The following is a 22948-nucleotide window of genomic DNA, read 5'->3' as shown; positions in this document are numbered from 1 at the left end:
AGGTTTTTACCTAATATATTATGGTTGTAGTACTCTTTTCTGATTCATATTTTGTAATTTCGGTGTACCAAAAGACCAAAAACAAAAAATCAAATGAGTGCCGCTATTAAAATTGCTTTAGTAGATGACGAAGTTTTGTTCCGTAAAGGAATTTCTTTTTTATTGCAAAGAGAAGATAATATCGATATTATTTTTGAAGCATCAAACGGAGAAGAACTTCTGTTAAATTTAGACAACAGCGTGATCAAACCTGATATTATTATCATGGATTTGAAAATGCCCATTTTAAATGGTGTCGAGGCTACGAAAATTATCCGGAAATCATTTCCCGAAATTAAAATTATTGCGCTAACCAGCTATGATACAAAATCATTTATTGCCAATATGATTCAGGTGGGAGCTGTGGCTTATTTAATAAAAAATACTACTCCAAAAGATTTAATTCATACCATCAATCAAGTAGCAAAAAAAGGGTTTTACTATAATGAAAGCGTGCTGCAAACCATTCAGGAAACTATTATTTCCAGTAAAACTTCAAAAGGAAATCTGGAAACCGGTTTTCTTTCACAACGGGAAATAGAAATACTTCAGCTTATTTGCCAGCAAAAAACAACTTCAGAAATTGCAGATCATCTTTACTTAAGTCCCAGAACCGTAGAAGGGCACCGTAACAACTTATTGCTTAAAACAGAATCCAAGAATATAGCCGGTTTAGTAGTATATGCGATTCAGAATGAAATCGCTGTTTTAACGCTGTAAATCTAAGCTTGCTAAATATTGAATGGAGAGTACGTAGTATAAAATTATAATAAGTACGAGTATAACTATTCCTATTTTTTGTATCATACTTAATCCCTTAGGTTCTTGGTTGCTATCATTAAGCTTCATGCCTTTGTCTTTTTCATTGATTAAATTTACGCCCGGGGGACAGCAAATGTAAGAATAATGTGCTGTTGCAAAATAGGTGTTTCTACGTGATTTTAGCCGTGTATTTAATTATTTTCAGGTATTTTTTTAACATTTATCTACCTATAAAAGCGAAAGAACAGTGGTGTTTTTTGAAGGTTCCTTTATATCTTTACTAAAATAATTTTCTAATGAAGAAGTGCTTAGTTTATATTTTCATATTGCTACTTTCATTCACGGCAAAAGCCTCGTTTATCTTACTTCCGATGGACGAAACCACACAGCAGAATCATCTTAAAGCATACGGAATTACCTATTGGTGTTTAAGTAGAGACTATAAAGCAAGCTGGTTGTTAAATTATCGTGGGGGCTCATTTTTACTCCCGGATGCCGATGAAATTCGTAAAGAATGTAAAATTAGAGGAGTAAGTTTTGAAATTCTTTCAGATGCTGAGGAGGCTTCAATATTAAACGATATTTCAAGTCCATCCCAAAATATGGAATCGGTTATTTTAGAAAAAGCACCTAAAATTGCTGTTTATACCCCAAAAGGGAAACAACCTTGGGACGACGCCGTAACTTTAGTTTTAACGTATGCCGAAATTCCTTTTACACCAATTTACGATGAAGAGGTTTTAAGTGATCAGTTGCTTCTTTATGATTGGCTGCATTTACACCATGAAGATTTTACCGGACAATATGGTAAATTTTACTCTGCGTATAAAAATACACCCTGGTACATTGAACAAAAAAAAGATGCCGAGGCTCTGGCTGCAAAATTAGGATATCCTAAAGTGTCTCAGGAAAAAGGAGCAGTTGCAAAAAAGATTAGAGATTTTGTAATTGGTGGTGGATTTATGTTTGCCATGTGTTCTGCAACAGATAGTTTTGATATTGCACTTTCGGCTGATGGAGTTGATATTTGTGAAGCCATGTTTGATGGAGATGCCAGTGAATCCAATTATCAGTCAAAATTGAATTACGGAAATTCATTTGCCTTTAAAGATTTTACTTTGGAACGAAGACCGGAGGTATATGAATTCTCGGATATTGATATGACTGGAAAACGCAGAATTCCTATGGAGAAAGATTATTTTACTTTAATGGAGTTTTCAGCAAAATGGGATCCGATTCCCAGTATGTTGTGCCAGAATCATACACAATTGGTAAAAGGCTTTATGGGGCAGACGACTGCATTTGATACCAATTTGGTAAAATCAAATGTACTGATAATGGGTACTTGTGAATTGAATGGAGAATCAAGATACATTCACGGCGAGAAAGGAAAAGGAATGTTTACTTTTTTTGGAGGACATGATCCTGAAGATTTTCAGCATCAGGTTGGAGACCCGCCTACCGTTTTAGATTTACACCCAAACTCTCCGGGTTACCGTCTCATTTTAAATAATGTTCTGTTTCCTGCAGCAAGAAAGAAAAAGCTGAAAACATAATTTAGTTCAGTGAAAATTCAATCCAGATTGGAATATGATCGGATATTTTTCGGGCTTCCTGTAGCGAATTAAAGTTTTTATAGAACGAAACAATACCGGAGTTTATATAGTTTACTGACTTTTTATGATAAAAAATATTATCAAATTCTGATGCCAGACAAACGGTTTCTTTGCATTGTTGTTTTAAAGTAGTCTTTTGATTCTGTAAAGTCGAATTGTATCCCATTTTTTTTAATGGAGTAAATACAGAGTGGGATTGCGGGCAGTTGAAATCACCAACAAACACCAAATTTAAATTGGAATATTGCTCAGGCAGAAATTTAAAATATTTAATTTCCTTCTCAGGTTGCTTCGTCTTAGTGATAGCATGAAAATTGACTAAAGTAATGCTCTTTTTATTGATTTCAAAAGTACCCAGATAAGGCTCACGATCAATTTCTGAATGGTATTTTTTTTCCAGCCAGGCATTTCCTTTCAGTTTTACTTTACTGGTTTTCCAGAGATAAGCGTATCGTTCGGTTTTATAACTGTTTCCGCTTGTTGGGTTGCTTATGGTATAGTCCCATTTTGATCCCTTATTGTTTAAAATTGAAGCAAGTTTTGCAACAGCCTGCGAACCGCCATATCCGGCAACAACTTCCTGAATTGCGATAATATCATAAGCAAGAACAGTATTTGCAATGAAATTCAGTTCTGATTCGGATTTTGATTTTCCTAAGTTCTCAATATTCCAGGATAGAATTTTAGTTTGTGAGTACGTGAGAACAGAAAAAAGGAAGAAAGTAAGACTTAATAAGTATTTCATGCTGTATTTAAAAATTCAAATATAGGCATTTCAAAATTCGATTACTGTTTAGTCGAATTCTGTTTTTAGTTTCAATGAGAATCTGTCTTAAAAAAGATTCTCATTGAAATTTCAGCATCAATAAATTTAAGGTTAATGCTTTTTATACCTGTTTTTTAGAGCAGTACCAATTATAATGATTTGCAAAACAAGCAGAGCCGGAATAAAAATAATTTTCCAATCTACTTCCAGCCATCCTGTTTTTTCAGAAACGAAAGCAAAACTTAAGGATAGAAAAAGACAAAGTAACATTGTTTTCATTATGATCTTGTTTTTAGTTGTATTAATCTTTGAAACAAAAATCTGTAGAAAATTTCTTTTAGAGCTATTTTTGTATTTGATTTTCATTAGTTGACTAATAGATTACAGACAAAAATAGATTTATTAAAAAACATTTCCTTACGGGAAACCGTAAAATCAGTTAAAAATTAAATCAGGCCAAAATCTTTTGCAATAGCAATTAAATGCACATTGTTGTTTGCCTTAAAGTAAATCTTTAGTTTATTAATGCGCTTTTCGATACTACTGGTTCCGTTTGGAGTGATCGAAGTCGCTTTAAATTCGTTTGATATGTTATCTAAAATATAGCCTTGCGACAGAAGTTTTAAGATTGAAATGTCGTACGATTCAATTTCAAACAATGATTTTTCGTTGAAATTAAATGACAAATCAGAAGAAAGTATTTTCTCTTCATTTCTAAAAGTTCCTTCAATTGCTTTTTTTAATTCGACGATACTATTACGTCCTTTAGAAACATAAGCACTAATACCTAAATCATAAAAAAGAGATTTTATACGATAAGATTTATCTTCTATAGAAAATACTATCTTTTTTATTTTAGGCTGAACTTCATTAATCGCTTCGATTAATTCTTCACCACCGTTTAAAATAGTTTTACGATGATCTTTTTTAAAAGACAAATCAGTGATTAATAAATCATATGGCTCATTATCCATAATAGCTTTTTTTACTTTATTTAATCCGTCGTCGCAATATTTGACATGGTCAATTACAGGAACGTTGAGTTCTTCAAGTGCTTGAATTACGGCAATGCTGATACTGTCTAAATCTTCGGCAACTAAAACTTTTTTGAACATATTACTTTGTTTATTTGGGGAAATTGAAACTTAATTTAAAACCTGTTTTAGAATTGGAGTCAAAAATAATATTTCCATTTATGGTTTTAATACGGTTTTCCACATTTTGTAGCCCATTTTTTAAAATTATTGATCTATTATAGGCTCCGACCCCGTTGTCACTGTAAATTATAACTATTTTTTTTTCAAAATTTTTAAAAGTAAGACTAACTAATGTCGCCTGACTGTGCTTTTTCATGTTCACAAATAGCTCCTGAAGGATTCTGTAAAGTATAATTTTTTTACTTTTTTCAAGTTCGTTCCAGGAAATTGCATCAAAACCATTGAGAATAATGTTTAAATCGGCAGTTTTAAATTCTGAAATCATTTCTTTTAAAGAGTTGGAGTAGCTTTCATTTGTAGGTACCGAGCCATTTTCTTTCGAAATGTTTCGGGTTTTTGTGTAAATCGCATGTAAATTATTTAAAAGTCTTTCTTTATTCTCCCGTTTTTCCAAATCAACAGTTTCAGCAAACGTTAAGCTGTGATACACATCATTGGTAAGTTCATCTTTCAATTTTTGTGATATTCGTATTTCACTCTCAAAAACAGCATCGTCTTTTTGTTTTGTTCCTTTTGATTTGAGATAGAAGTAAACAAAAGCAATAAGACTTAGAATAAGTACAATGATCATATACAAATAGATGTTACGTCTTTTTTGCCTCGCCAGCTCCAGGTCATTTTCTGCTTTTTGTGCTTTAAGCTGTAGGTTCTCTGTTTTGTCTATTCGGGATATATATTTAATATTGGTGAATTGATTCTTTGTTTTACACCTTACATGAGTAATGCTGTCAATAAGTTTAATATAGGATAAGGAGTATTTTTTTAGATCCGATCCCTCGCTGGTTTTAATTAATAGTGATAGCGAACTAATTCTGTCCGTCAGGATCTTTATTTTTGTGGCTACTTTATGTGACTTTAGAGCGTATTCCTTTGCTAACTTAGGATTGGTTTTCATGTAAAAAAAGCAAAGATGTCTGTAAATTCCAACCAATGAGTATTCGTATTCTGACGAGAGTGAAAGTCGGATCTTTAAAGCTTCATTTACATATTTGAGTGCTTTTTCGGAATCTCCCAATCTAAAATAACACAGACCTAAATTATCAATTGCCCGGGCATAATTATCTTTATCAATATCCTCATAATTTGAAGTTCTTTTTTGTGTCGATAGGATAAATAAAATTTGTTCTGCTTCCTTATATCGATGTTGATCCATATAAACAGTAGCCAGATTGTTTAAAGCCATATATCTTCTCCAGGTACTTGATTTTAGATGTATTGCTTTTTTTAGATAAAGAATGGCATCACTATAATTATAGGTATTAGAGTAGTTAATTCCTAGTTGATTGTAAAGGATTGATGCATGTCTTGGATTTTTAATATACTTTAAGTAAGGTAAAGCTTCGGTTGCATGTGCTTCACTGGTAATATAATCCCCCTGATCGTATTTGATTTGAGACATCGAGTACAAAGTGTAAACATAATCAATAGTATTGATTTTTGGATTACAAAGAAGCTTGGCCTTATTGTAGTAATAGTAAGAACTGTCCAATTTATAAGCATCATATAAAGAGTCGGCCAGATCTGAAAATTTTAGAATTTCTGCTGAATTATTCTTTTGACCAGAATCTGATGGTGTGTTGAACTCGTCGGATTGCAATAATGTTATACCGGCTATAGCTATTGATAGCAGTAGTATCAAACGCTGTAAAAAAACTCTTCTATGAAGAAAGTAAAGTGGTTTCTTCATTTTAAACTGGAAAATTAATAAAAACTTTAAACCCTTTTTCGGGAGTAGAATCGATAATGATTTCTCCTTTTATTGACAGAATTTTGTTTTCTATATTATAAAGGCCATTTTGAAATTTTATGGCAGCAAGGTCGATTCCTATTCCATTGTCAGTATAGGTTATCATTACATTTTGGTCTGTTTTTTTAAAGGTGATCGTAACAAGAGTTGCGGCGCTATGTTTTTTCATATTTACAAGCAACTCCTGTACTGTTCTGTAAACAGTCATCTTTTTATTCTTTTCAATTTCGTTCCAATCTATAGTTTCTAAGTCATTTACAAAAATATGAATGACGGGAGTATTAAATCCTTCAATCATTTCCTCTAAATTAAGAATGAAATCTTCTGAAGTTATAATTTGATTGTTCTCTTTAGATATATTTCGGGTTCGGGAATATATGGCTTCCAGGTTGTTTAATAATTGTGTTTTATTCTCCTTTATAGAAAGATTTTTGCTTTCAGTAAAAGCCATCGTGTGATAAATGTCGTTGGCTAATTCATCATGAAGTTTTTTTGCGATCCGGGTTTCACTTTTATAAGTAGCTTCTATTTTCTCTTTATTTCCTTTTGAAGTCAGGTAGAAATAAAGTACAGTGACTAAACTTAAACTAAGGGTAATTATGATATAGGAGAAAATGTTTCTGTTTCGTTGCTTTTCTATTTGTATTTCATTTTCGACTTTGTATGTTTTTAGTCTTAAATTTTCATTCTTCTCTTTTGTCGAGTCGTATTTAATTTTGGCATATTGATTTTTAGCTTTTTGTTTAACTTCAAAAATGCTGTCGATTAGATTCACATAAACAATAGAATATTTTTTTAATTCACGATCAGAGCTATTCTTGATAATTAGTTTTAAAGAAGACAGACGCTCGTCGATAGTATGGGCAAGAGTAAATTTATCATAGCTTAAATGCATGTATTTTTTGGCTAATAACAGATTGCTTTCTTCGTAAAATTTAGCAAAATGCAGATAGCTTTTTCCCAAACCGAAAGAATCGTTTTGTTTTTTCCTTATTTCAAGACTTTTTTGGAAATAATACAGAGCTTTATCTGAATGGTATATTTTAAAGTAGCAGAATCCAATATTGTCCAGTGCTTTCCCTTGAAACTCATTATTATTAAGAACTTCTTTTTTTGTTGTCAAAGAAAGGAAGATCTGGAGAGCCTCATTGTATTTTCCTTCTTCCATTAAGATAACAGCCATGTTATTTTTTGCGGCCAGTTTTCTCCATTCTTCAGTTTGTAGCTGCAGTGCCTTTTGATTGTAGCGTATAGCATTTTTATAATCGTACGTATTCAAATAATTGATACTTAAAATGACATAGGTGTTCCATATCTGAGATTGCTTTTTTGCATACTTCAGATAAGGCAGTATTTCTTTAATGGTATTTTCGCTACCTGCATAATCAGCTTGATCTTGCTGTATTTCTGCCATGCGGTTCAGAGAAGTAATGTAGTTTTCCGAATCTGTTACCGGATTGCAGATCGATCGTAGTTTGTTGTAATAAAAAAAAGCGCTGTCAAATTCTTTTTGGCTGTAAAAGCGATCTGCAGTTAGTATCGCTTGTTCAATTTCGGGTTTTGTATTTTTTGGTCTGGGAGTATTTGAGGTTTTTTTCTGACAGAATTGCAAGGATAAAATAGTGAATATAATAAATAGGAAAACGCGCATTCTGTAAGGTATCATGCGCCAAAAGTAAAGAATTAAAGTTCTTAAAAAAGCGTATAAATACCTGTTTTTCCATAAATTTTGATTTTATTTTTCATGCTTGATTTTCAGTTAAATACAAAAAAAAGCTTTCATACCTGAAAGCTTTTTTTGTATTGTGGAGTATTATTTATTTCTGGAACAATTATGAAACTCTTAATCCTGTTGTGATAGCAATTCTATTCCAGGAGTTAATAGTAATAATAGTCAGGATAATTTCGGCAAGGTACTGATCATTGAATAGGCTTGCAGCATTTTGATAGGTTTCATCAGAAACGTGATGGCTAATTAGTGTTACTTCTTCCGTCAGAGCTAAAATTGCTTTTTCCTCCTCAGTATAAATATCCGTATCGCGCCAGGCGCTAAGTAAATAAATATACTGTTCTGATATACCCTGTTTTCTGGCATCGGTGGTATGCATATTAATGCAATGCGCACAGCCGTTTATTTGAGAAGCGCGAATTTTAATTAATTCTTTGTGTACAGGTGTAAGTGAAGTAGTAGAAATGTATTTTTCTAAATTAAGTAATGCTTGGTACGCTTGAGGAGCAACTGTTGGAATAACGATTCTTGGTTTCATTTGAAGTGTTTTTAAAAGTTTGATACAAAGATCATATATATCATTTTTGAAAAACTTGAACTACTTCAAGAAAATTATCGAGTTGCTGAAATACTAAGGTTCTGAGTTCGCTAACGATGTGTAAAAGAACAGGATTTATTTTTTTGATACTCTAAAACCAAAAGTAGCTTAGTGTCTGAGAGCCCTTGTTTTTCAGAATTAAACTTTTCCAGCCCTGATTTTACTCATAAATTCAGCCGAAAAATCAAGATAGGAGGCAAGCATATATTGAGGAACGCGCTGAACAAACTCAGGATTGAGGTTATTGAAATGATGATACCTTTCCTCTGCAGACATGGTGAATAGAAACTTAATTCGCATTTGTGCAGCTCCAAATGACTTCTGAGAAACAATGCGAAAGTAGCGCTCCAATTTCGGAACTTGAATTAGTACAGACTCCAGTACAGATTGTTCTAAGGCAATAACCTCAGAATTCTCTACAGCCTGAATATAAAAATGAGAAGGAACGTGGTTGTGATAACTTAAGTAATCGGTAATCCACCAGCTTTCAATTCCAAATTGAAGAGTTTGTTCCGTCCCTTTTGAATTAATTATGTATTGACGCATGCATCCTTTAACGATGAAATAAAGAGTGTTGCATACTTGACCTTCCCGAAGTACGTGATCTTTCTTTTTAATATTTGATAAACTTAAAACTGATTCTAGGAGATCAATCTCAGAAGCTTCGAGAGTTACAAATTTTTCGATGTGTGCAAAAAGAGCAGTGTACATTGCTATAAGTTTTATACAAATGTACCTTTAAAAATTAGAATTTAGCAAACCGGTATAAAGCAAAAAACCACCCCGTTTCAGCGGGATGGTTTTTCTATGATAAGTAAGTAATCTAAATTGAGTTTATAAAACGTTTATTTTACTTTATTAAGTATTGCTTTGAAAGCTTCAGGGTGGTTCATCGCTAAATCTGCAAGAACTTTACGGTTCAATTCGATTCCGTTAGCTTTTACTTTCCCCATGAATTGAGAATAAGACATTCCTTCTAATCTAGCTCCAGCGTTGATACGTTGAATCCATAAAGCACGGAAATTTCTTTTATTCTGTTTTCTGTCACGGTAAGCGTAGCTCATCGCTTTCTCTACCGCATTCTTAGCAACTGTCCAAACGTTTTTACGTCTACCAAAGAAACCTTTGGCTTGCTTCATTATTTTTTTTCTTCTTGCTCTTTTAGCAACTGAATTTACCGATCTTGGCATAATTTTAATGTGTTTTTGTAGCAGGCGTCCTGAATTGAATCAAAGGAACTTAAAAGCCATACTCCAAGGTTATATAAATAATTTTAAACCTAAAGAATTATTAGATAATTCTTAATTGTTGTTTGATGCTTTTCATATCTGTTGAGTGAACTAGCGCTGAGTGTGTCAAAGCTAATTTACGTTTTTTAGATTTTTTAGTCAAGATGTGACTTTTAAAAGCATGCTTTCTTTTAATCTTTCCAGAACCAGTAACTTTGAAACGTTTCTTGGCGCTAGATTTTGTTTTCATTTTAGGCATTTTTCCTAGTGTTTTAATTTATTCTTACTTACTTATATCTTCAAAAGCTTTAGGCTTTAGGCTTTAAGCTTTAAGCAAATAGTTTATTTAAACTGCTGCTTAAAGCTTATTGCTTATTGCTTAAAGCAAATAATTATTTTTTCTTCTTCGGAGCAATGAACATAATCATTCTCTTTCCTTCCAAAACAGGCATCGCTTCAACTTTACCGTGCTCTTCAAGGTCTGTTGCCAAACGTAAAAGTAAGATTTGACCTTGATCTTTATAGATGATAGAACGTCCTTTAAAGAATACAAATGCTTTTAGTTTAGCACCTTCTTTCAGGAACTTCTCCGCATTTTTTCTTTTAAATTCGTAATCATGCTCATCCGTTTGAGGACCGAATCGAATTTCTTTTACGACAACTTGCGTAGACTTAGCTTTTAACACCTTATCACGTTTCTTTTGTTCGTAAACGAATTTCTTGTAATCCATGATTTTACAAACCGGTGGCTCAGCGTTTGGCGAGATCTCAACTAAATCAAGTTCAAATTGATCTGCTAATCGTAAAGCTTCAGCAAGCTTAAATACACCAGGTTCGATGTTTTCGCCTACTAATCTTACTTCTTGTACGCCACGAATATTATTGTTTATTCTGTGGGCATCCTTTTTTTCTACTCGAGGTTGGTAACCTCTGTTGCTTCTTATTGCTATGACTTTATAATTTAAGTTAAACTGTAAAAACTTTTAATGTCTTTTTTATTTCTTCGTTTACAATAGCGACAAATTCATCGATTGTAACTGTAATATTGCCTTTTCCTTCTTGCCCATGACGACGGATAGAAACTGTTCCGTTTTTCTCCTCTTCCTCACCAACAATCAGCATAAATGGAGTTTTTTGCATCTCAGCATCTCTAATTTTCTTACCGATAGTCTCGTTTCGGTTGTCAATTAGGGCGCGAATTTCGTGATTTTCTAGCAAATCTAAAACTTTTTTAGCATATATTTCGTATTTCTCGCTCAAAGACAAGATTATAGCTTGCTCCGGCATCAACCAAAGTGGGAAATTTCCTGCAGTGTGTTCCAGTAAAATTGCGATAAAACGTTCCATTGATCCAAAAGGAGCTCTGTGAATCATAACCGGACGGTGTAATTCGTTATCGGCACCTTTATAAGTCAATTCAAAACGTTCCGGAAGGTTGTAATCTACCTGAATAGTTCCTAATTGCCACTGTCTGCCCAAAGCATCTTTAACCATGAAGTCAAGTTTCGGACCATAAAAAGCAGCCTCGCCATATTCTACAACCGTATTCAGTCCTTTGTCGGCTGCAGCATTGATAATAGCGTTCTCAGCTTTTTCCCAGTTCTCATCAGAACCAATGTATTTCTCTCTGTTTTCTTGATCTCTCAATGAAATCTGAGCTGTAAAGTTTTCAAAACCTAAGGAACCGAATACATAAAGTACTAAATCGATTACCTTTTTGAATTCTTCGTCCAACTGTTCCGGAGTACAGAAGATATGTGCGTCATCCTGAGTAAATCCTCTCACACGAGTTAGTCCGTGTAGCTCACCAGATTGTTCGTATCTGTAAACTGTACCGAATTCTGCGTAACGTTTTGGTAAATCTTTGTAAGACCAAGGTCTTACATTGTAGATTTCACAGTGGTGAGGACAGTTCATTGGTTTTAATAAGAATTCTTCACCTTCGGCAGGAGTGTGTATAGGCTGAAAACTGTCAGCTCCATATTTCGCATAGTGACCAGAAGTAACATAAAGCTCTTTTTGTCCAATATGTGGAGTAACAACTTGTTCGTAACCGGCTTTCTTTTGAGCTCTCTTTAAAAATTGCTCTAAACGATCTCTAAGTGCAGCACCCTTAGGTAACCATAAAGGTAAACCTTGTCCGACTTTCTGAGAGAAAGCAAACAGTTCAAGTTCTTTGCCAAGTTTACGGTGATCACGACGTTTAGCTTCTTCAAGAAGTTCAAGATATTCAGTCAAATCTTTTTGCTTAGGGAAAGAAGTTCCGTAAACTCGAGTTAACTGCTTGTTTTTTTCGTCACCTCTCCAGTAAGCCCCGGCTACACTCATAACTTTCATGGCTTTGATAATTCCTGTATTCGGAATATGTCCACCACGGCATAGGTCAGTAAAAGTAGCATGGTCGCAAAATGTAATAGTACCGTCTTCAAGATTTGAAATCAGTTCCGTTTTGTAAACGTTGTCTTTGTACATTTCTAAAGCGTCAGCTTTGCTAACCGGACGCATTTTGAATTCATGTTTCCCTCTTGAGATTTCAAGAACACGATCTTCGATTTTTTTAAAATCAGCGTCAGTAATTTTTTGATCTTCAAAATCAACATCGTAATAAAAGCCATTTGCAATTGCAGGTCCTAGGGTTAGTTTAATTCCAGGGTACAATTCTTCAAGGGCTTGTGCCATTACGTGTGAAGTGGAATGCCAAAAAGCCTTTTTTCCTTCCGCATCATTCCAGGTATATAAAGTAAGACTACCGTCGGTCGTCAATTGGGTTTCGGTTTCAATTGTTGTACCATTAAAAGATGCAGAAATCACGTTTCTTGCAAATCCTTCACTAATGCTTTTCGCAACCTCCATCGGAGTTACGCCTGAAGCGAACTCTCTAATTGACCCGTCGGGTAAAGTAATCTTAATCATTGTTTATAATTTTGTGAATGCAAATATAGCGCATTACGTAAATACATACAATATATAAATTCATGTTTATACTATAATATAATAGGTGTTGATTGGATAGGCTGGTTTTCTTTGTTTTTGTATACTATAATATAGGGTGTTGTTGCGGGTTAAGTTGGAAAGAATATGATTGGAGTTGTTTTGGAGTCTGCTTTGTTTGTTTCAAGATGGGTTTTAGTAGTTGCTTGGTAGCGGGAGATGTCAAAAAACGGAGGAGTGAGGTTGTGTATGGGTGAAATTTGATAATATAATGGTAGGATCATGTAAGGAAGGGTGTGAAAAAAACATGTTGTTGAGGAGGTAAAATGCGGCAAATGGACGTTGTTTAAGAAAAATCTTATAAATTTAAAAAGAATGATAGTTTGTAAAATAGCTGTTATCAGAGTGTTAGGCGAAAGTTTCGAAAAAGATTAAAAATAAGTTTAGAAAAAGCTTGTAAAAGCGAATAAAGTGACTACTTTTGCACCCGCAACAGCGATAAACGTTCACTGAAATACTGACAAGCGAAGGGATTAAAACGGAAAGAAATTTTCAAAAAAAGATTCTGAAAAGCTTGCGAGTAAAGAAAGAAAGTTTTAAGTTTGCACCCCGCAAAACAAGGGAAGTTCATTGAAAGATTGGTAAGGAGAGGAGTTAAAAACGAAAAGAAATTTTCTAAAAAAAAACTTCAAAAAACTCTTGCCGATTAGAAATAAGTTTTCTACTTTTGCACCCGCTTTGAGAAACAAGCGAGATTAATAAAAAAGAATACGTTCGTAGACATATTGAATTGACAGCCGTCCCGATTAATCGGGACAAAAGAATAAGAGTAATAGAATCGTAAGATTCGAAAAGAACCGATAGATATCATCGCAATATAATATAAAAATATACGATGAAGAGTTTGATCCTGGCTCAGGATGAACGCTAGCGGCAGGCTTAACACATGCAAGTCGAGGGGTATATGTCTTCGGATATAGAGACCGGCGCACGGGTGCGTAACGCGTATGCAATCTACCTTTTACAGAGGGATAGCCCAGAGAAATTTGGATTAATACCTCATAGTATAGTGACTCGGCATCGAGATACTATTAAAGTCACAACGGTAAAAGATGAGCATGCGTCCCATTAGCTAGTTGGTAAGGTAACGGCTTACCAAGGCTACGATGGGTAGGGGTCCTGAGAGGGAGATCCCCCACACTGGTACTGAGACACGGACCAGACTCCTACGGGAGGCAGCAGTGAGGAATATTGGACAATGGGCGCAAGCCTGATCCAGCCATGCCGCGTGCAGGATGACGGTCCTATGGATTGTAAACTGCTTTTGTACGAGAAGAAACACTCCTACGTGTAGGAGCTTGACGGTATCGTAAGAATAAGGATCGGCTAACTCCGTGCCAGCAGCCGCGGTAATACGGAGGATCCAAGCGTTATCCGGAATCATTGGGTTTAAAGGGTCCGTAGGCGGTTTAGTAAGTCAGTGGTGAAAGCCCATCGCTCAACGGTGGAACGGCCATTGATACTGCTAAACTTGAATTATTAGGAAGTAACTAGAATATGTAGTGTAGCGGTGAAATGCTTAGAGATTACATGGAATACCAATTGCGAAGGCAGGTTACTACTAATGGATTGACGCTGATGGACGAAAGCGTGGGTAGCGAACAGGATTAGATACCCTGGTAGTCCACGCCGTAAACGATGGATACTAGCTGTTGGAAGCAATTTCAGTGGCTAAGCGAAAGTGATAAGTATCCCACCTGGGGAGTACGTTCGCAAGAATGAAACTCAAAGGAATTGACGGGGGCCCGCACAAGCGGTGGAGCATGTGGTTTAATTCGATGATACGCGAGGAACCTTACCAAGGCTTAAATGTAGTTTGACCGATTTGGAAACAGATCTTTCGCAAGACAAATTACAAGGTGCTGCATGGTTGTCGTCAGCTCGTGCCGTGAGGTGTCAGGTTAAGTCCTATAACGAGCGCAACCCCTGTTGTTAGTTGCCAGCGAGTCATGTCGGGAACTCTAACAAGACTGCCAGTGCAAACTGTGAGGAAGGTGGGGATGACGTCAAATCATCACGGCCCTTACGCCTTGGGCTACACACGTGCTACAATGGCCGGTACAGAGAGCAGCCACTGGGCGACCAGGAGCGAATCTATAAAACCGGTCACAGTTCGGATCGGAGTCTGCAACTCGACTCCGTGAAGCTGGAATCGCTAGTAATCGGATATCAGCCATGATCCGGTGAATACGTTCCCGGGCCTTGTACACACCGCCCGTCAAGCCATGGAAGCTGGGGGTGCCTGAAGTCGGTGACCGCAAGGAGCTGCCTAGGGTAAAACTGGTAACTAGGGCTAAGTCGTAACAAGGTAGCCGTACCGGAAGGTGCGGCTGGAACACCTCCTTTCTAGAGCCTTACTGTTAGCCTAGTGCACGTTAAGGAAAAAAGATGATTATTTATGGGTCTCTGAATTGGAGATTGTATTACTCTTGCTGTTAATTTAAAAAAATGAAAGAATTAAGTAAAAACAGAGTCTCGTAGCTCAGCTGGTTAGAGTACTACACTGATAATGTAGGGGTCGGCAGTTCGAGTCTGCCCGGGACTACTTTTTAAAAAGAATTGATAATTAATAATTAACAATTGATAATTAAAAAGGACTGAAAGCTTAATTTAAAAGGAAATTTTAGAGGTTGAGTAACCGTTTTAAGTACTGTTAACTGAAAACTGTTAACTGACAACTAAAAAATGGGGGATTAGCTCAGCTGGCTAGAGCGCCTGCCTTGCACGCAGGAGGTCAACGGTTCGACTCCGTTATTCTCCACGAAATAATTGACAATTATCAATTGATAATTATTAATTATAAAAGTTCATTGACATATTGAGATAAGAAAATAATAAGAAAGTAGAAAGCGTTTTTTATTAGCAATAATAAAAGACAAAAAAAAACGGTCTTGTTTTAAGAAACAAGATTGGTACAATAAGCAAAATAAGGGCGTATGGGGGATGCCTAGGCTCTCAGAGGCGAAGAAGGACGTGATAAGCTGCGAAAAGCTACGGGGACGAGCACACATCGATTGATCCGTAGATATCCGAATGGGGCAACCCACTATGTTGAAGACATAGTACACCGATAGGTGGGCAAACCCGCTGAACTGAAACATCTAAGTAGGCGGAGGAGAAGAAAACAAAAGTGATTCCGTAAGTAGTGGCGAGCGAACGCGGATTAGCCCAAACCAATGATGTTACGGCATTGTTGGGGTTGTAGGACCACGACATTTTATGTACAAGGAACCGGAATCGACTGGAAAGTCGAGCCATAGAGAGTGATAGCCTCGTATGGGTAACAAGTATAATAGATAGTGGTATCCTGAGTAGGGCGGGGCACGTGAAACCCTGTCTGAATTTGGCGGGACCATCCGCTAAGGCTAAATACTCCTGAGAGACCGATAGTGAACCAGTACCGTGAGGGAAAGGTGAAAAGAACCGTGAATAACGGAGTGAAATAGATCCTGAAACCATACGCTTACAAGCGGTCGGAGCCCTTTTGTGGGGTGACGGCGTGCCTTTTGCATAATGAGCCTACGAGTTAACGTTGCTGGCAAGGTTAAGTGATTAAGTCACGGATCCGTAGCGAAAGCGAGTCTGAATAGGGCGCTTTAGTCAGTAGTGTTAGACGCGAAACCGTGTGATCTACCCATGGGCAGGATGAAGCGCTGGTAACACAGTGTGGAGGTCCGAACCGGTTGACGTTGAAAAGTCTTCGGATGACCTGTGGGTAGGGGTGAAAGGCCAATCAAACTCGGAAATAGCTCGTACTCCCCGAAATGCATTTAGGTGCAGCGTTATTTTAGTTATATAGAGGTAGAGCTACTGATTGGATGCGGGGGCTTCACCGCCTACCAATTCCTGACAAACTCCGAATGCTATATAATGATTGATAACAGTGAGGGCTTGGGTGCTAAGGTCCAAGTCCGAGAGGGAAAGAACCCAGACCATCAGCTAAGGTCCCCAAATATATGCTAAGTTGAAAGAACGAGGTTTGTCTGCCCAGACAGCTAGGATGTTGGCTTGGAAGCAGCCATTCATTTAAAGAGTGCGTAACAGCTCACTAGTCGAGCGGACGAGCATGGATAATAATCGGGCATAAGCATATTACCGAAGCTATGGATTTTGTAGTAATACAAAGTGGTAGGGGAGCATTCTAACAGGGTTGAAGGTGTATCGTAAGGTATGCTGGACTGGTTAGAAAAGAAAATGTAGGCATAAGTAACGATAATGCGGGCGAGAAACCCGCACACCGAAAAACTAAGGTTTCCACAGCTATGCTAATCAGCTGTGGGTTAGTCTGGTCCTAAGGCGAACCCGAAAGGGACAGTCGATGGCCAACGGGTTAATATTCCCGTACTACTAATTACTGTGATGGGGTGACGGAGTGATGAAAGCGCCGCGAACTGACGGAATAGTTCGTTGAAGTACCTAGCTATATTCTCTATAGGCAAATCCGTAGAGAATGGTGAAATACGATAGTACTCGGAGTCTTCGGACAAAGAGATAGTGCGCCTAAGGGCTTCCAAGAAAAACCTCTAAACTTCAGGTAATTAGTACCAGTACCGTAAACCGACACAGGTAGTTGAGGAGAGAATCCTAAGGTGCTCGAGAGATTCATGGCTAAGGAATTAGGCAAAATAGACCTGTAACTTCGGGAGAAAGGTCGCCAGCGCAAGCTGGCCGCAGTGAAGAGGTCCAGGCGACTGTTTATCAAAAACACAGGGCTCTGCAAAATCGTAAGATGAAGTATAGGGCCTGACACCTGCCCGGTGCTGGAAGGTTAAGAGGAGATGTTATCTTCGGAGAAGCATTGAATTGAAGCCCCAGTAAACGGCGGCCGTAACTATAACGGTCCTAAGGTAGCGAAATTCCTTGTCGGGTAAGTTCCGACCTGCACGAATGGTGTAACGATCTGGACACTGTCTCAGCCATGAGCTCGGTGAAATTGTAGTAACGGTGAAGATGCCGTTTACCCGCAGTGGGACGAAAAGACCCTGTGCACCTTTACTATAGCTTAGTATTGACCTTGGATAAATGATGTGTAGGATAGGTTGGAGACTGTGAAGTGGCGTCGCCAGGCGTTGTGGAGTCATTGTTGAAATACAACCCTTTGTTTATCTGAGGCCTAACTCTTCGATGAAGAGGACAGTGCTTGGTGGGTAGTTTGACTGGGGTGGTCGCCTCCAAAAGAGTAACGGAGGCTTCTAAAGGTTCCCTCAGTACGCTTGGTAACCGTGCGTAGAGTGCAATGGCATAAGGGAGCTTGACTGAGAGACATACAGGTCGATCAGGTACGAAAGTAGAGCATAGTGATCCGGTGGTTCCGCATGGAAGGGCCATCGCTCAAAGGATAAAAGGTACGCCGGGGATAACAGGCTGATCTCCCCCAAGAGCTCATATCGACGGGGGGGTTTGGCACCTCGATGTCGGCTCGTCACATCCTGGGGCTGGAGAAGGTCCCAAGGGTTGGGCTGTTCGCCCATTAAAGTGGCACGCGAGCTGGGTTCAGAACGTCGTGAGACAGTTCGGTCTCTATCTACTGTGGGCGTTAGAAATTTGAGTGGATCTGATTCTAGTACGAGAGGACCGAATTGGACAAACCTCTAGTGTATCTGTTGTCCCGCCAGGGGCACCGCAGAGTAGCTACGTTTGGAAGGGATAAGCGCTGAAAGCATATAAGCGCGAAACCCACCACAAGATGAGATTTCTTTTAAGGATCGTGGAAGATGACCACGTTGATAGGCTATAGATGTAAAGGCAGTAATGTCATAGTCGAGTAGTACTAATAATCCGTAAGCTTATGTACACCCTTTTCCCGATAGCGCAAGCTATCGGGAGGAAACTTTCTTAAGAAAAAAACTTATTTGTTTCTTTATCTCAGTATGTTAAAATATTGTTTTAATTATCAATTGTTAATTATCAATTGTCAATTAAAAAGTTGCCCAAGCAACTAACAGCCTTAAGGTGGTTATTGCGGCGGGGCTCACCTCTTCCCATCCCGAACAGAGAAGTTAAGCCCGCCTGCGCAGATGGTACTGCAGTTATGTGGGAGAGTATGTCGTCGCCTTTCTTTTGAAGAACCTTATCCAAATCGGATAGGGTTTTTTGTTTTATACTAGTTTTAAATTCTTACGCGCTTTGCGGTTAAAAAAAAGTACACAGATGATACGGATTCGCCAGGCGAAAACGCGGATTAGAACGGATTTTTTATTGGCTGTAGATGGCTTTTGCCCTTTTAGGGCGATGTTTGCTGTTTATTTTGGTTCATAGTGCTTCGCATTTCGGGCTTTCAGCCCTTTTTCCTTGCGTGCTTTGCGTATACCTTTGCGGACTTTGCGGTTAAAAACTTTAGTTCTTTTTTTCTTTAAATATTCTTTTTATCACAAATTGCGTTAGGGATGGGAGCGATATCCTTTTGCGATTACCACACATTTAAAATTCCCTGAAACTTCTATCGCAAAAGATTTAGCGGACAGCCCGACCCAAAGGGGAACGCCATAATTGCTCTATTAATTTGGTTTTTGTTAAAATACAGTCATTTTTTGTTTTTTAAGATGGTGTGATAGATTTTTTTAAATGCTATTGAGTATTTTTGTTTGAAACATTATAAATTAAGTATGAAAAAAACTATTGTATTGTTGACACTGTTTGTAATTTCAAATTTAAGTGCTCAGCAGCGCCCTAAGTTGGTGGTAGGTATTGTGGTAGACCAGATGAAAATGGAATATTTGTATCGGTTCTCAGATGATTTTTCGTCTAATGGATTTAAGAGATTGATGAATAATGGATATACTTTTCAGAATATGCATTACAATTATATGCCTACTTACACTGCTCCTGGTCATGCGTCTATTTATACGGGGACCACACCGGCAACTCATGGAATTGTAGGAAATGAATGGTTTAGCAGAACACTTGGTAAAGATACCTATTGTACGGATGATGCTAGTGTGAAAACAGTTGGCGATGGTACTGCTGAAGAAGGTGCGATGTCTCCTAAGAACTTGCTAAGTACTACTATTACTGATGAAGTAAGAATGGGGACTAATTTTGAAGGTAAAGTGATTGGAATGAGTTTGAAAGATCGTGGTGCGATTTTACCAGCGGGGCATTTTGCGAATTGGGCTTTTTGGTACAGTAAGACAGGTTCTTTTATTTCGAGTACTTTTTATGGTGAAAAGTTACCGGAGTGGGTTTCGGAATTCAATAATGAGAAACGTTATATGACGTATATCAATAAAGGGTGGGATTTGTATAAGCCTCTTTCGGTTTATAATGAAAGCTTACCGGATAATAATCCATACGAAGGGAAGTTGTACGGAAGTGCAGCACCGGTTTTTCCTTATGATTTGAAAAGCATGTATGAGAAGAATGATGCCGGGGTTTTAAGAGCTACTCCTTATGGAAATGATTTGTTGGCAGAGTTTGCTATGAAAGCGATCGAAAAGGAAGAGTTAGGAAAAGATAATATAACTGATTTTCTAACGGTTAGTTTTTCTTCTACAGATTATGTGGGACATTTACTTGGACCAAGATCGATGGAACTTCAGGATACTTATTTAAGATTGGATCAAACAATTGCTGACTTTTTAAATTATTTAGACAAAACGGTTGGGAAAGACAATTATCTGTTATTCTTGACAGCTGATCATGCGGGTGCCGAGAATGTGATCTATTTAAAGGATCGAAAATATAATGTAAACAATTATCCGGTTAAGGATGTTAGAAAGAGTCTGCAGGATTTTTCAGTGAAAACATTTGGTGTAGATTTGATTTTAAATTATTCGAACTTTAATGTGTTTTTGAATAGGCCAGTTCTTAAGAAAAAAGGACTTGATTTAGTAAAAGTGAAGCAGAGTTTTAAAGAGTTTTTGATTTCACAGCCACAAGTTAAAAGAGCATATACAGAAGAGGAAATTTTAGCAAATTCCGGAAAGGATTATTATCTTGATTTTATAGCGAAAGGTTATGATGTAACTCAAAACGGAGATTTGATTATCCTTGATAAACCTGGAAATATTGAATATTCTACTACAGGAACATCACATGGAACTCCTTATAGTTATGATACACATGTGCCGGCTATTTTTTATGGATGGCATATTAAAAAAGGTGAGTCATACGATAAAAAGGCTATAACTGAAATTGCGCCGACAATAGCTCAAAAAATTAAAGTAACTTTTCCAAATGGAACAGAAGCAAAAGTATTGCAGGAAGTTCTGGATGAAAAATAGTTTTTCTGTACTTGAAAGCTATATAGAACCTGTCATGTTTTGTGACAGGTTTTTTTTATGCGTAAAAAAAAGGCTTTTCAATTAAGAAAAGCCTTTTGATAGTGATTTAGTAAGCACTTATTTTAATGTTAGCACTATGCGTTTGCTAACACTATTTCTTCGTCGAAAGGTAAATTCCACGCTTCAGCAACTCCTTTGTAAAGGATTTTTCCATTAGCAATGTTTAATCCTTTTTTCAATTCTTCGTTTTCGTTACAAGCTGTCTCCCATCCTTTGTTTGCTAATTGTACAGCATAAGGTAAAGTAGCGTTTGTTAAAGCTAAAGTAGAAGTGTAAGGAACAGCTCCCGGCATATTTGCTACACAATAGTGAACAATATCATCGATGATGAAAGTTGGGTTTTCGTGAGTTGTAGGAGTACAAGTCTCGATACATCCACCCTGATCTACAGCTACGTCGACAACAACAGTTCCAGGACGCATTAATTTTAACATGTCACGAGTAATTAAGTGAGGTGCTTTTGCTCCCGGGATCAAAACGGCACCAACAATTATATCAGCTGTAGCGATTGCTTTAGTGATATTGTAGTGGTTAGACATTTCTGTGTTCACGTTAGCTGGCATGATATCATCTAAATAACGTAAACGTGGTAAGCTTAAATCCATGATAGTAACCTGAGCACCTAAACCAGCAGCCATTTTAGCAGCTTGAGTTCCTACGATTCCTCCTCCTAAAACCAATACTTTTGCTGGTGGAACACCTGGAACACCTCCTAAAAGAATTCCTCTTCCTTTTAATGGTTTTTCAAGGTATTTTGCCCCTTGTTGGATAGCCATACGACCTGCAACTTCAGACATTGGTACTAATAATGGTAAACTGCGGTCTGCTTTTTCAACTGTTTCGTAAGCTAAACATACAGCACCTTTCTCAAGCATAGCATGAGTTAATGGCTCTGATGAAGCAAAGTGGAAGTACGTGAATAATAATTGATCTTTTTTGATTAATGGGTATTCAGAAGCAATAGGCTCTTTTACTTTAATAATCATTTCTGCAATGGCATATACTTCTTCAATAGTTCCTAAAACTACCGCACCTGCATTTGCATATTCATCATCACTGAAACCACTTCCTAAACCGGCTGTAGCTTGTACGTAAACAGTATGTCCGTGTTTTTTCATTTCAGAAACTCCTGCAGGAGTTAATGCTACACGGTTCTCATTGTTTTTGATTTCTTTTGGAACACCTATTATCATTTTGTTATCTTTTTTATTTTTTGTTGAAATTGTTTTACAAAACTACAGATAGAGAATATATTATTGATTAATGTGGAATAAATAAGAAAATATTATTTTATTTTATACTTTTACAGAAAAATATACTGTTTCAGGAAAGCAAATTGCCTCTAAAAAGAAAAAATGACTAAATTTTATTAATCAATGAAAACGTTTTCGTTATGGCTTTAGATGAAATTGACAAGAAAATCTTACGACTTTTACAGGAAAATGCGCATTATACTTTAAAAGACATTGCGAACAAGATAAACCTGTCTCTGACACCGGTTCATGATAGAGTGAAACGTCTTGAAAAAGAGGGTGTTATAGAGAAGTATGTCTCTATTTTGAACAAGAAAAAACTCGGTAATAATTTAACGGTGTATTGTCAGGTGACCCTCACGAAGCAGACTTATGATACTTCGGAAGGATTCAATCAGTCTATTTTAAATCTGCCTGAAGTGGTGGAGTGTAATTATGTTTCCGGAAATTTTGATTATATGTTGAAAGTTGTCATTCCTGATATGGAAAGTTTTCATCACTTTCATCAGAAAAAATTAGCAGTTCTTCCTGAAGTTTCTCTGATCAATACTGTTTTTGTAATTTCAGAGGTAAAGAGTACAACAGTTTTACCTATATAGTTTACAAAAGTGTTATGAATTCATTTTAATCGAGTAGAATTGAAGTGATTACAACTGTAAAATACAAAAGCCATCAAGAAAACTTGATGGCTTTTGCTGTATGAATGGTTTTGGTGTATC

16 protein-coding genes, 2 tRNA genes and 3 rRNA genes are annotated in these 22948 nt (G+C 36.9%); 9 read left to right on the top strand and 12 right to left on the bottom strand.

The window, feature by feature from the left end:
• Positions 1 to 93: 93 nt before the first annotated feature.
• Positions 94 to 759 carry a response regulator transcription factor gene (locus M4I44_RS00190; RefSeq protein ID WP_017498438.1) on the top strand — a complete coding sequence of 222 codons (666 nt, stop codon included), beginning with the start codon at positions 94 to 96 and terminating at the stop codon, positions 757 to 759.
• A gap of 338 nt (positions 760 to 1097) precedes the next feature.
• On the top strand, positions 1098 to 2357 hold the full coding sequence (locus M4I44_RS00185) for an asparagine synthetase B (protein ID WP_249966194.1): 1260 nt from the start codon (positions 1098 to 1100) through the stop codon (positions 2355 to 2357).
• A gap of 1 nt (position 2358) precedes the next feature.
• Here M4I44_RS00185 and M4I44_RS00180 read toward each other — a convergent pair whose 3' ends face one another.
• The 11 genes from M4I44_RS00180 to thrS form a co-directional block, all read right to left on the bottom strand.
• Complete coding sequence (locus M4I44_RS00180; RefSeq protein WP_249966192.1) at positions 2359 to 3162, bottom strand: endonuclease/exonuclease/phosphatase family protein; 804 nt, start codon at positions 3160 to 3162, stop codon at positions 2359 to 2361.
• 132 nt (positions 3163 to 3294) lie between these two features.
• Positions 3295 to 3549, bottom strand: a complete 255-nt coding sequence (locus M4I44_RS00175; RefSeq protein WP_017498435.1) for a hypothetical protein — start codon at positions 3547 to 3549, stop codon at positions 3295 to 3297.
• An 80-nt stretch (positions 3550 to 3629) separates the two neighbouring features.
• Positions 3630 to 4298 carry a response regulator transcription factor gene (locus M4I44_RS00170; RefSeq protein WP_017498434.1) on the bottom strand — a complete coding sequence of 223 codons (669 nt, stop codon included), beginning with the start codon at positions 4296 to 4298 and terminating at the stop codon, positions 3630 to 3632.
• A 10-nt stretch (positions 4299 to 4308) separates the two neighbouring features.
• Positions 4309 to 6087: a tetratricopeptide repeat-containing sensor histidine kinase gene (locus M4I44_RS00165; RefSeq protein ID WP_249966191.1), complete on the bottom strand. Its 1779-nt coding sequence runs from the start codon at positions 6085 to 6087 to the stop codon at positions 4309 to 4311.
• Position 6088: 1 nt separating this feature from the next.
• On the bottom strand, positions 6089 to 7798 hold the full coding sequence (locus tag M4I44_RS00160) for a tetratricopeptide repeat protein (protein ID WP_249966190.1): 1710 nt from the start codon (positions 7796 to 7798) through the stop codon (positions 6089 to 6091).
• A gap of 181 nt (positions 7799 to 7979) precedes the next feature.
• A complete protein-coding gene (locus M4I44_RS00155; RefSeq protein ID WP_017498431.1) occupies positions 7980 to 8414 on the bottom strand; it encodes a carboxymuconolactone decarboxylase family protein in 435 nt (144 codons plus the stop codon).
• 198 nt (positions 8415 to 8612) lie between these two features.
• On the bottom strand, positions 8613 to 9185 hold the full coding sequence (locus M4I44_RS00150) for a Crp/Fnr family transcriptional regulator (protein ID WP_017498430.1): 573 nt from the start codon (positions 9183 to 9185) through the stop codon (positions 8613 to 8615).
• Between the two features lie 134 nt (positions 9186 to 9319).
• Positions 9320 to 9664, bottom strand: coding sequence for a 50S ribosomal protein L20 (gene rplT, locus M4I44_RS00145; RefSeq protein WP_017498429.1), 345 nt, complete (start codon positions 9662 to 9664; stop codon positions 9320 to 9322).
• Positions 9665 to 9764: 100 nt separating this feature from the next.
• Positions 9765 to 9962: a 50S ribosomal protein L35 gene (gene rpmI, locus M4I44_RS00140; protein ID WP_007810722.1), complete on the bottom strand. Its 198-nt coding sequence runs from the start codon at positions 9960 to 9962 to the stop codon at positions 9765 to 9767.
• A gap of 133 nt (positions 9963 to 10095) precedes the next feature.
• Positions 10096 to 10647, bottom strand: coding sequence for a translation initiation factor IF-3 (gene infC, locus M4I44_RS00135; RefSeq protein WP_072974136.1), 552 nt, complete (start codon positions 10645 to 10647; stop codon positions 10096 to 10098).
• Positions 10648 to 10669: 22 nt separating this feature from the next.
• The gene (thrS, locus tag M4I44_RS00130) at positions 10670 to 12616 is read right to left on the bottom strand and encodes a threonine--tRNA ligase (protein WP_017498427.1); all 1947 of its coding nucleotides are present in this window, start codon (positions 12614 to 12616) and stop codon (positions 10670 to 10672) included.
• A 910-nt stretch (positions 12617 to 13526) separates the two neighbouring features.
• Here thrS and M4I44_RS00125 point away from each other — a divergent pair.
• The 6 genes from M4I44_RS00125 (at position 13527) to pafA (ending at position 20916) form a co-directional block, all read left to right on the top strand.
• Positions 13527 to 15040 (top strand): 16S ribosomal RNA (locus M4I44_RS00125).
• Positions 15041 to 15165: 125 nt separating this feature from the next.
• Positions 15166 to 15239 (top strand) — tRNA-Ile (locus M4I44_RS00120).
• A gap of 142 nt (positions 15240 to 15381) precedes the next feature.
• Positions 15382 to 15455: transfer RNA gene (locus tag M4I44_RS00115), tRNA-Ala, on the top strand.
• Positions 15456 to 15609: 154 nt separating this feature from the next.
• Positions 15610 to 18488 (top strand): 23S ribosomal RNA (locus M4I44_RS00110).
• Between the two features lie 154 nt (positions 18489 to 18642).
• A 5S ribosomal RNA gene (rrf, locus tag M4I44_RS00105) occupies positions 18643 to 18752 on the top strand.
• The 16S, 23S and 5S rRNA genes sit together here with 2 tRNA genes alongside, the layout of an rRNA operon.
• Before the next feature lie 547 nt (positions 18753 to 19299).
• Positions 19300 to 20916, top strand: coding sequence for an alkaline phosphatase PafA (gene pafA / locus M4I44_RS00100; protein WP_249966188.1), 1617 nt, complete (start codon positions 19300 to 19302; stop codon positions 20914 to 20916).
• A gap of 134 nt (positions 20917 to 21050) precedes the next feature.
• Here the strand turns inward: pafA and ald are convergent, their stop codons facing one another.
• Positions 21051 to 22169 carry an alanine dehydrogenase gene (ald, locus tag M4I44_RS00095; RefSeq protein ID WP_249966187.1) on the bottom strand — a complete coding sequence of 373 codons (1119 nt, stop codon included), beginning with the start codon at positions 22167 to 22169 and terminating at the stop codon, positions 21051 to 21053.
• Positions 22170 to 22369: 200 nt separating this feature from the next.
• On the opposite strand from ald, the gene M4I44_RS00090 reads away from it, so the two are divergent.
• Positions 22370 to 22828, top strand: coding sequence for an Lrp/AsnC family transcriptional regulator (locus M4I44_RS00090; RefSeq protein WP_017498637.1), 459 nt, complete (start codon positions 22370 to 22372; stop codon positions 22826 to 22828).
• Positions 22829 to 22948 lie beyond the last annotated feature (120 nt).

Origin of the sequence: Flavobacterium sp. B183, assembly GCF_023539155.1 — a bacterium.
Taxonomy (GTDB): Bacteria; Bacteroidota; Bacteroidia; order Flavobacteriales; family Flavobacteriaceae; genus Flavobacterium; species Flavobacterium tructae.
This window is presented reverse-complemented; position numbering and strand designations above follow the sequence as displayed.

What these genes read in the sequence shown, in the direction of transcription:
- M4I44_RS00165 (WP_249966191.1), bottom strand. Translation starts at nt 6,087, where the DNA reads ATGAAGAAACCACTTTACTTTCTTCATAGAAGAGTTTTTTTACAGCGT.
- rpmI (WP_007810722.1), bottom strand. Translation starts at nt 9,962, where the DNA reads ATGCCTAAAATGAAAACAAAATCTAGCGCCAAGAAACGTTTCAAAGTT.
- M4I44_RS00190 (WP_017498438.1), top strand. Translation starts at nt 94, where the DNA reads ATGAGTGCCGCTATTAAAATTGCTTTAGTAGATGACGAAGTTTTGTTC.
- M4I44_RS00185 (WP_249966194.1), top strand. Translation starts at nt 1,098, where the DNA reads ATGAAGAAGTGCTTAGTTTATATTTTCATATTGCTACTTTCATTCACG.
- ald (WP_249966187.1), bottom strand. Translation starts at nt 22,169, where the DNA reads ATGATAATAGGTGTTCCAAAAGAAATCAAAAACAATGAGAACCGTGTA.
- rplT (WP_017498429.1), bottom strand. Translation starts at nt 9,664, where the DNA reads ATGCCAAGATCGGTAAATTCAGTTGCTAAAAGAGCAAGAAGAAAAAAA.
- thrS (WP_017498427.1), bottom strand. Translation starts at nt 12,616, where the DNA reads ATGATTAAGATTACTTTACCCGACGGGTCAATTAGAGAGTTCGCTTCA.
- M4I44_RS00150 (WP_017498430.1), bottom strand. Translation starts at nt 9,185, where the DNA reads ATGTACACTGCTCTTTTTGCACACATCGAAAAATTTGTAACTCTCGAA.
- M4I44_RS00090 (WP_017498637.1), top strand. Translation starts at nt 22,370, where the DNA reads ATGGCTTTAGATGAAATTGACAAGAAAATCTTACGACTTTTACAGGAA.
- M4I44_RS00180 (WP_249966192.1), bottom strand. Translation starts at nt 3,162, where the DNA reads ATGAAATACTTATTAAGTCTTACTTTCTTCCTTTTTTCTGTTCTCACG.
- M4I44_RS00160 (WP_249966190.1), bottom strand. Translation starts at nt 7,798, where the DNA reads ATGCGCGTTTTCCTATTTATTATATTCACTATTTTATCCTTGCAATTC.
- M4I44_RS00170 (WP_017498434.1), bottom strand. Translation starts at nt 4,298, where the DNA reads ATGTTCAAAAAAGTTTTAGTTGCCGAAGATTTAGACAGTATCAGCATT.
- M4I44_RS00175 (WP_017498435.1), bottom strand. Translation starts at nt 3,549, where the DNA reads ATGAAAATCAAATACAAAAATAGCTCTAAAAGAAATTTTCTACAGATT.
- M4I44_RS00155 (WP_017498431.1), bottom strand. Translation starts at nt 8,414, where the DNA reads ATGAAACCAAGAATCGTTATTCCAACAGTTGCTCCTCAAGCGTACCAA.
- pafA (WP_249966188.1), top strand. Translation starts at nt 19,300, where the DNA reads ATGAAAAAAACTATTGTATTGTTGACACTGTTTGTAATTTCAAATTTA.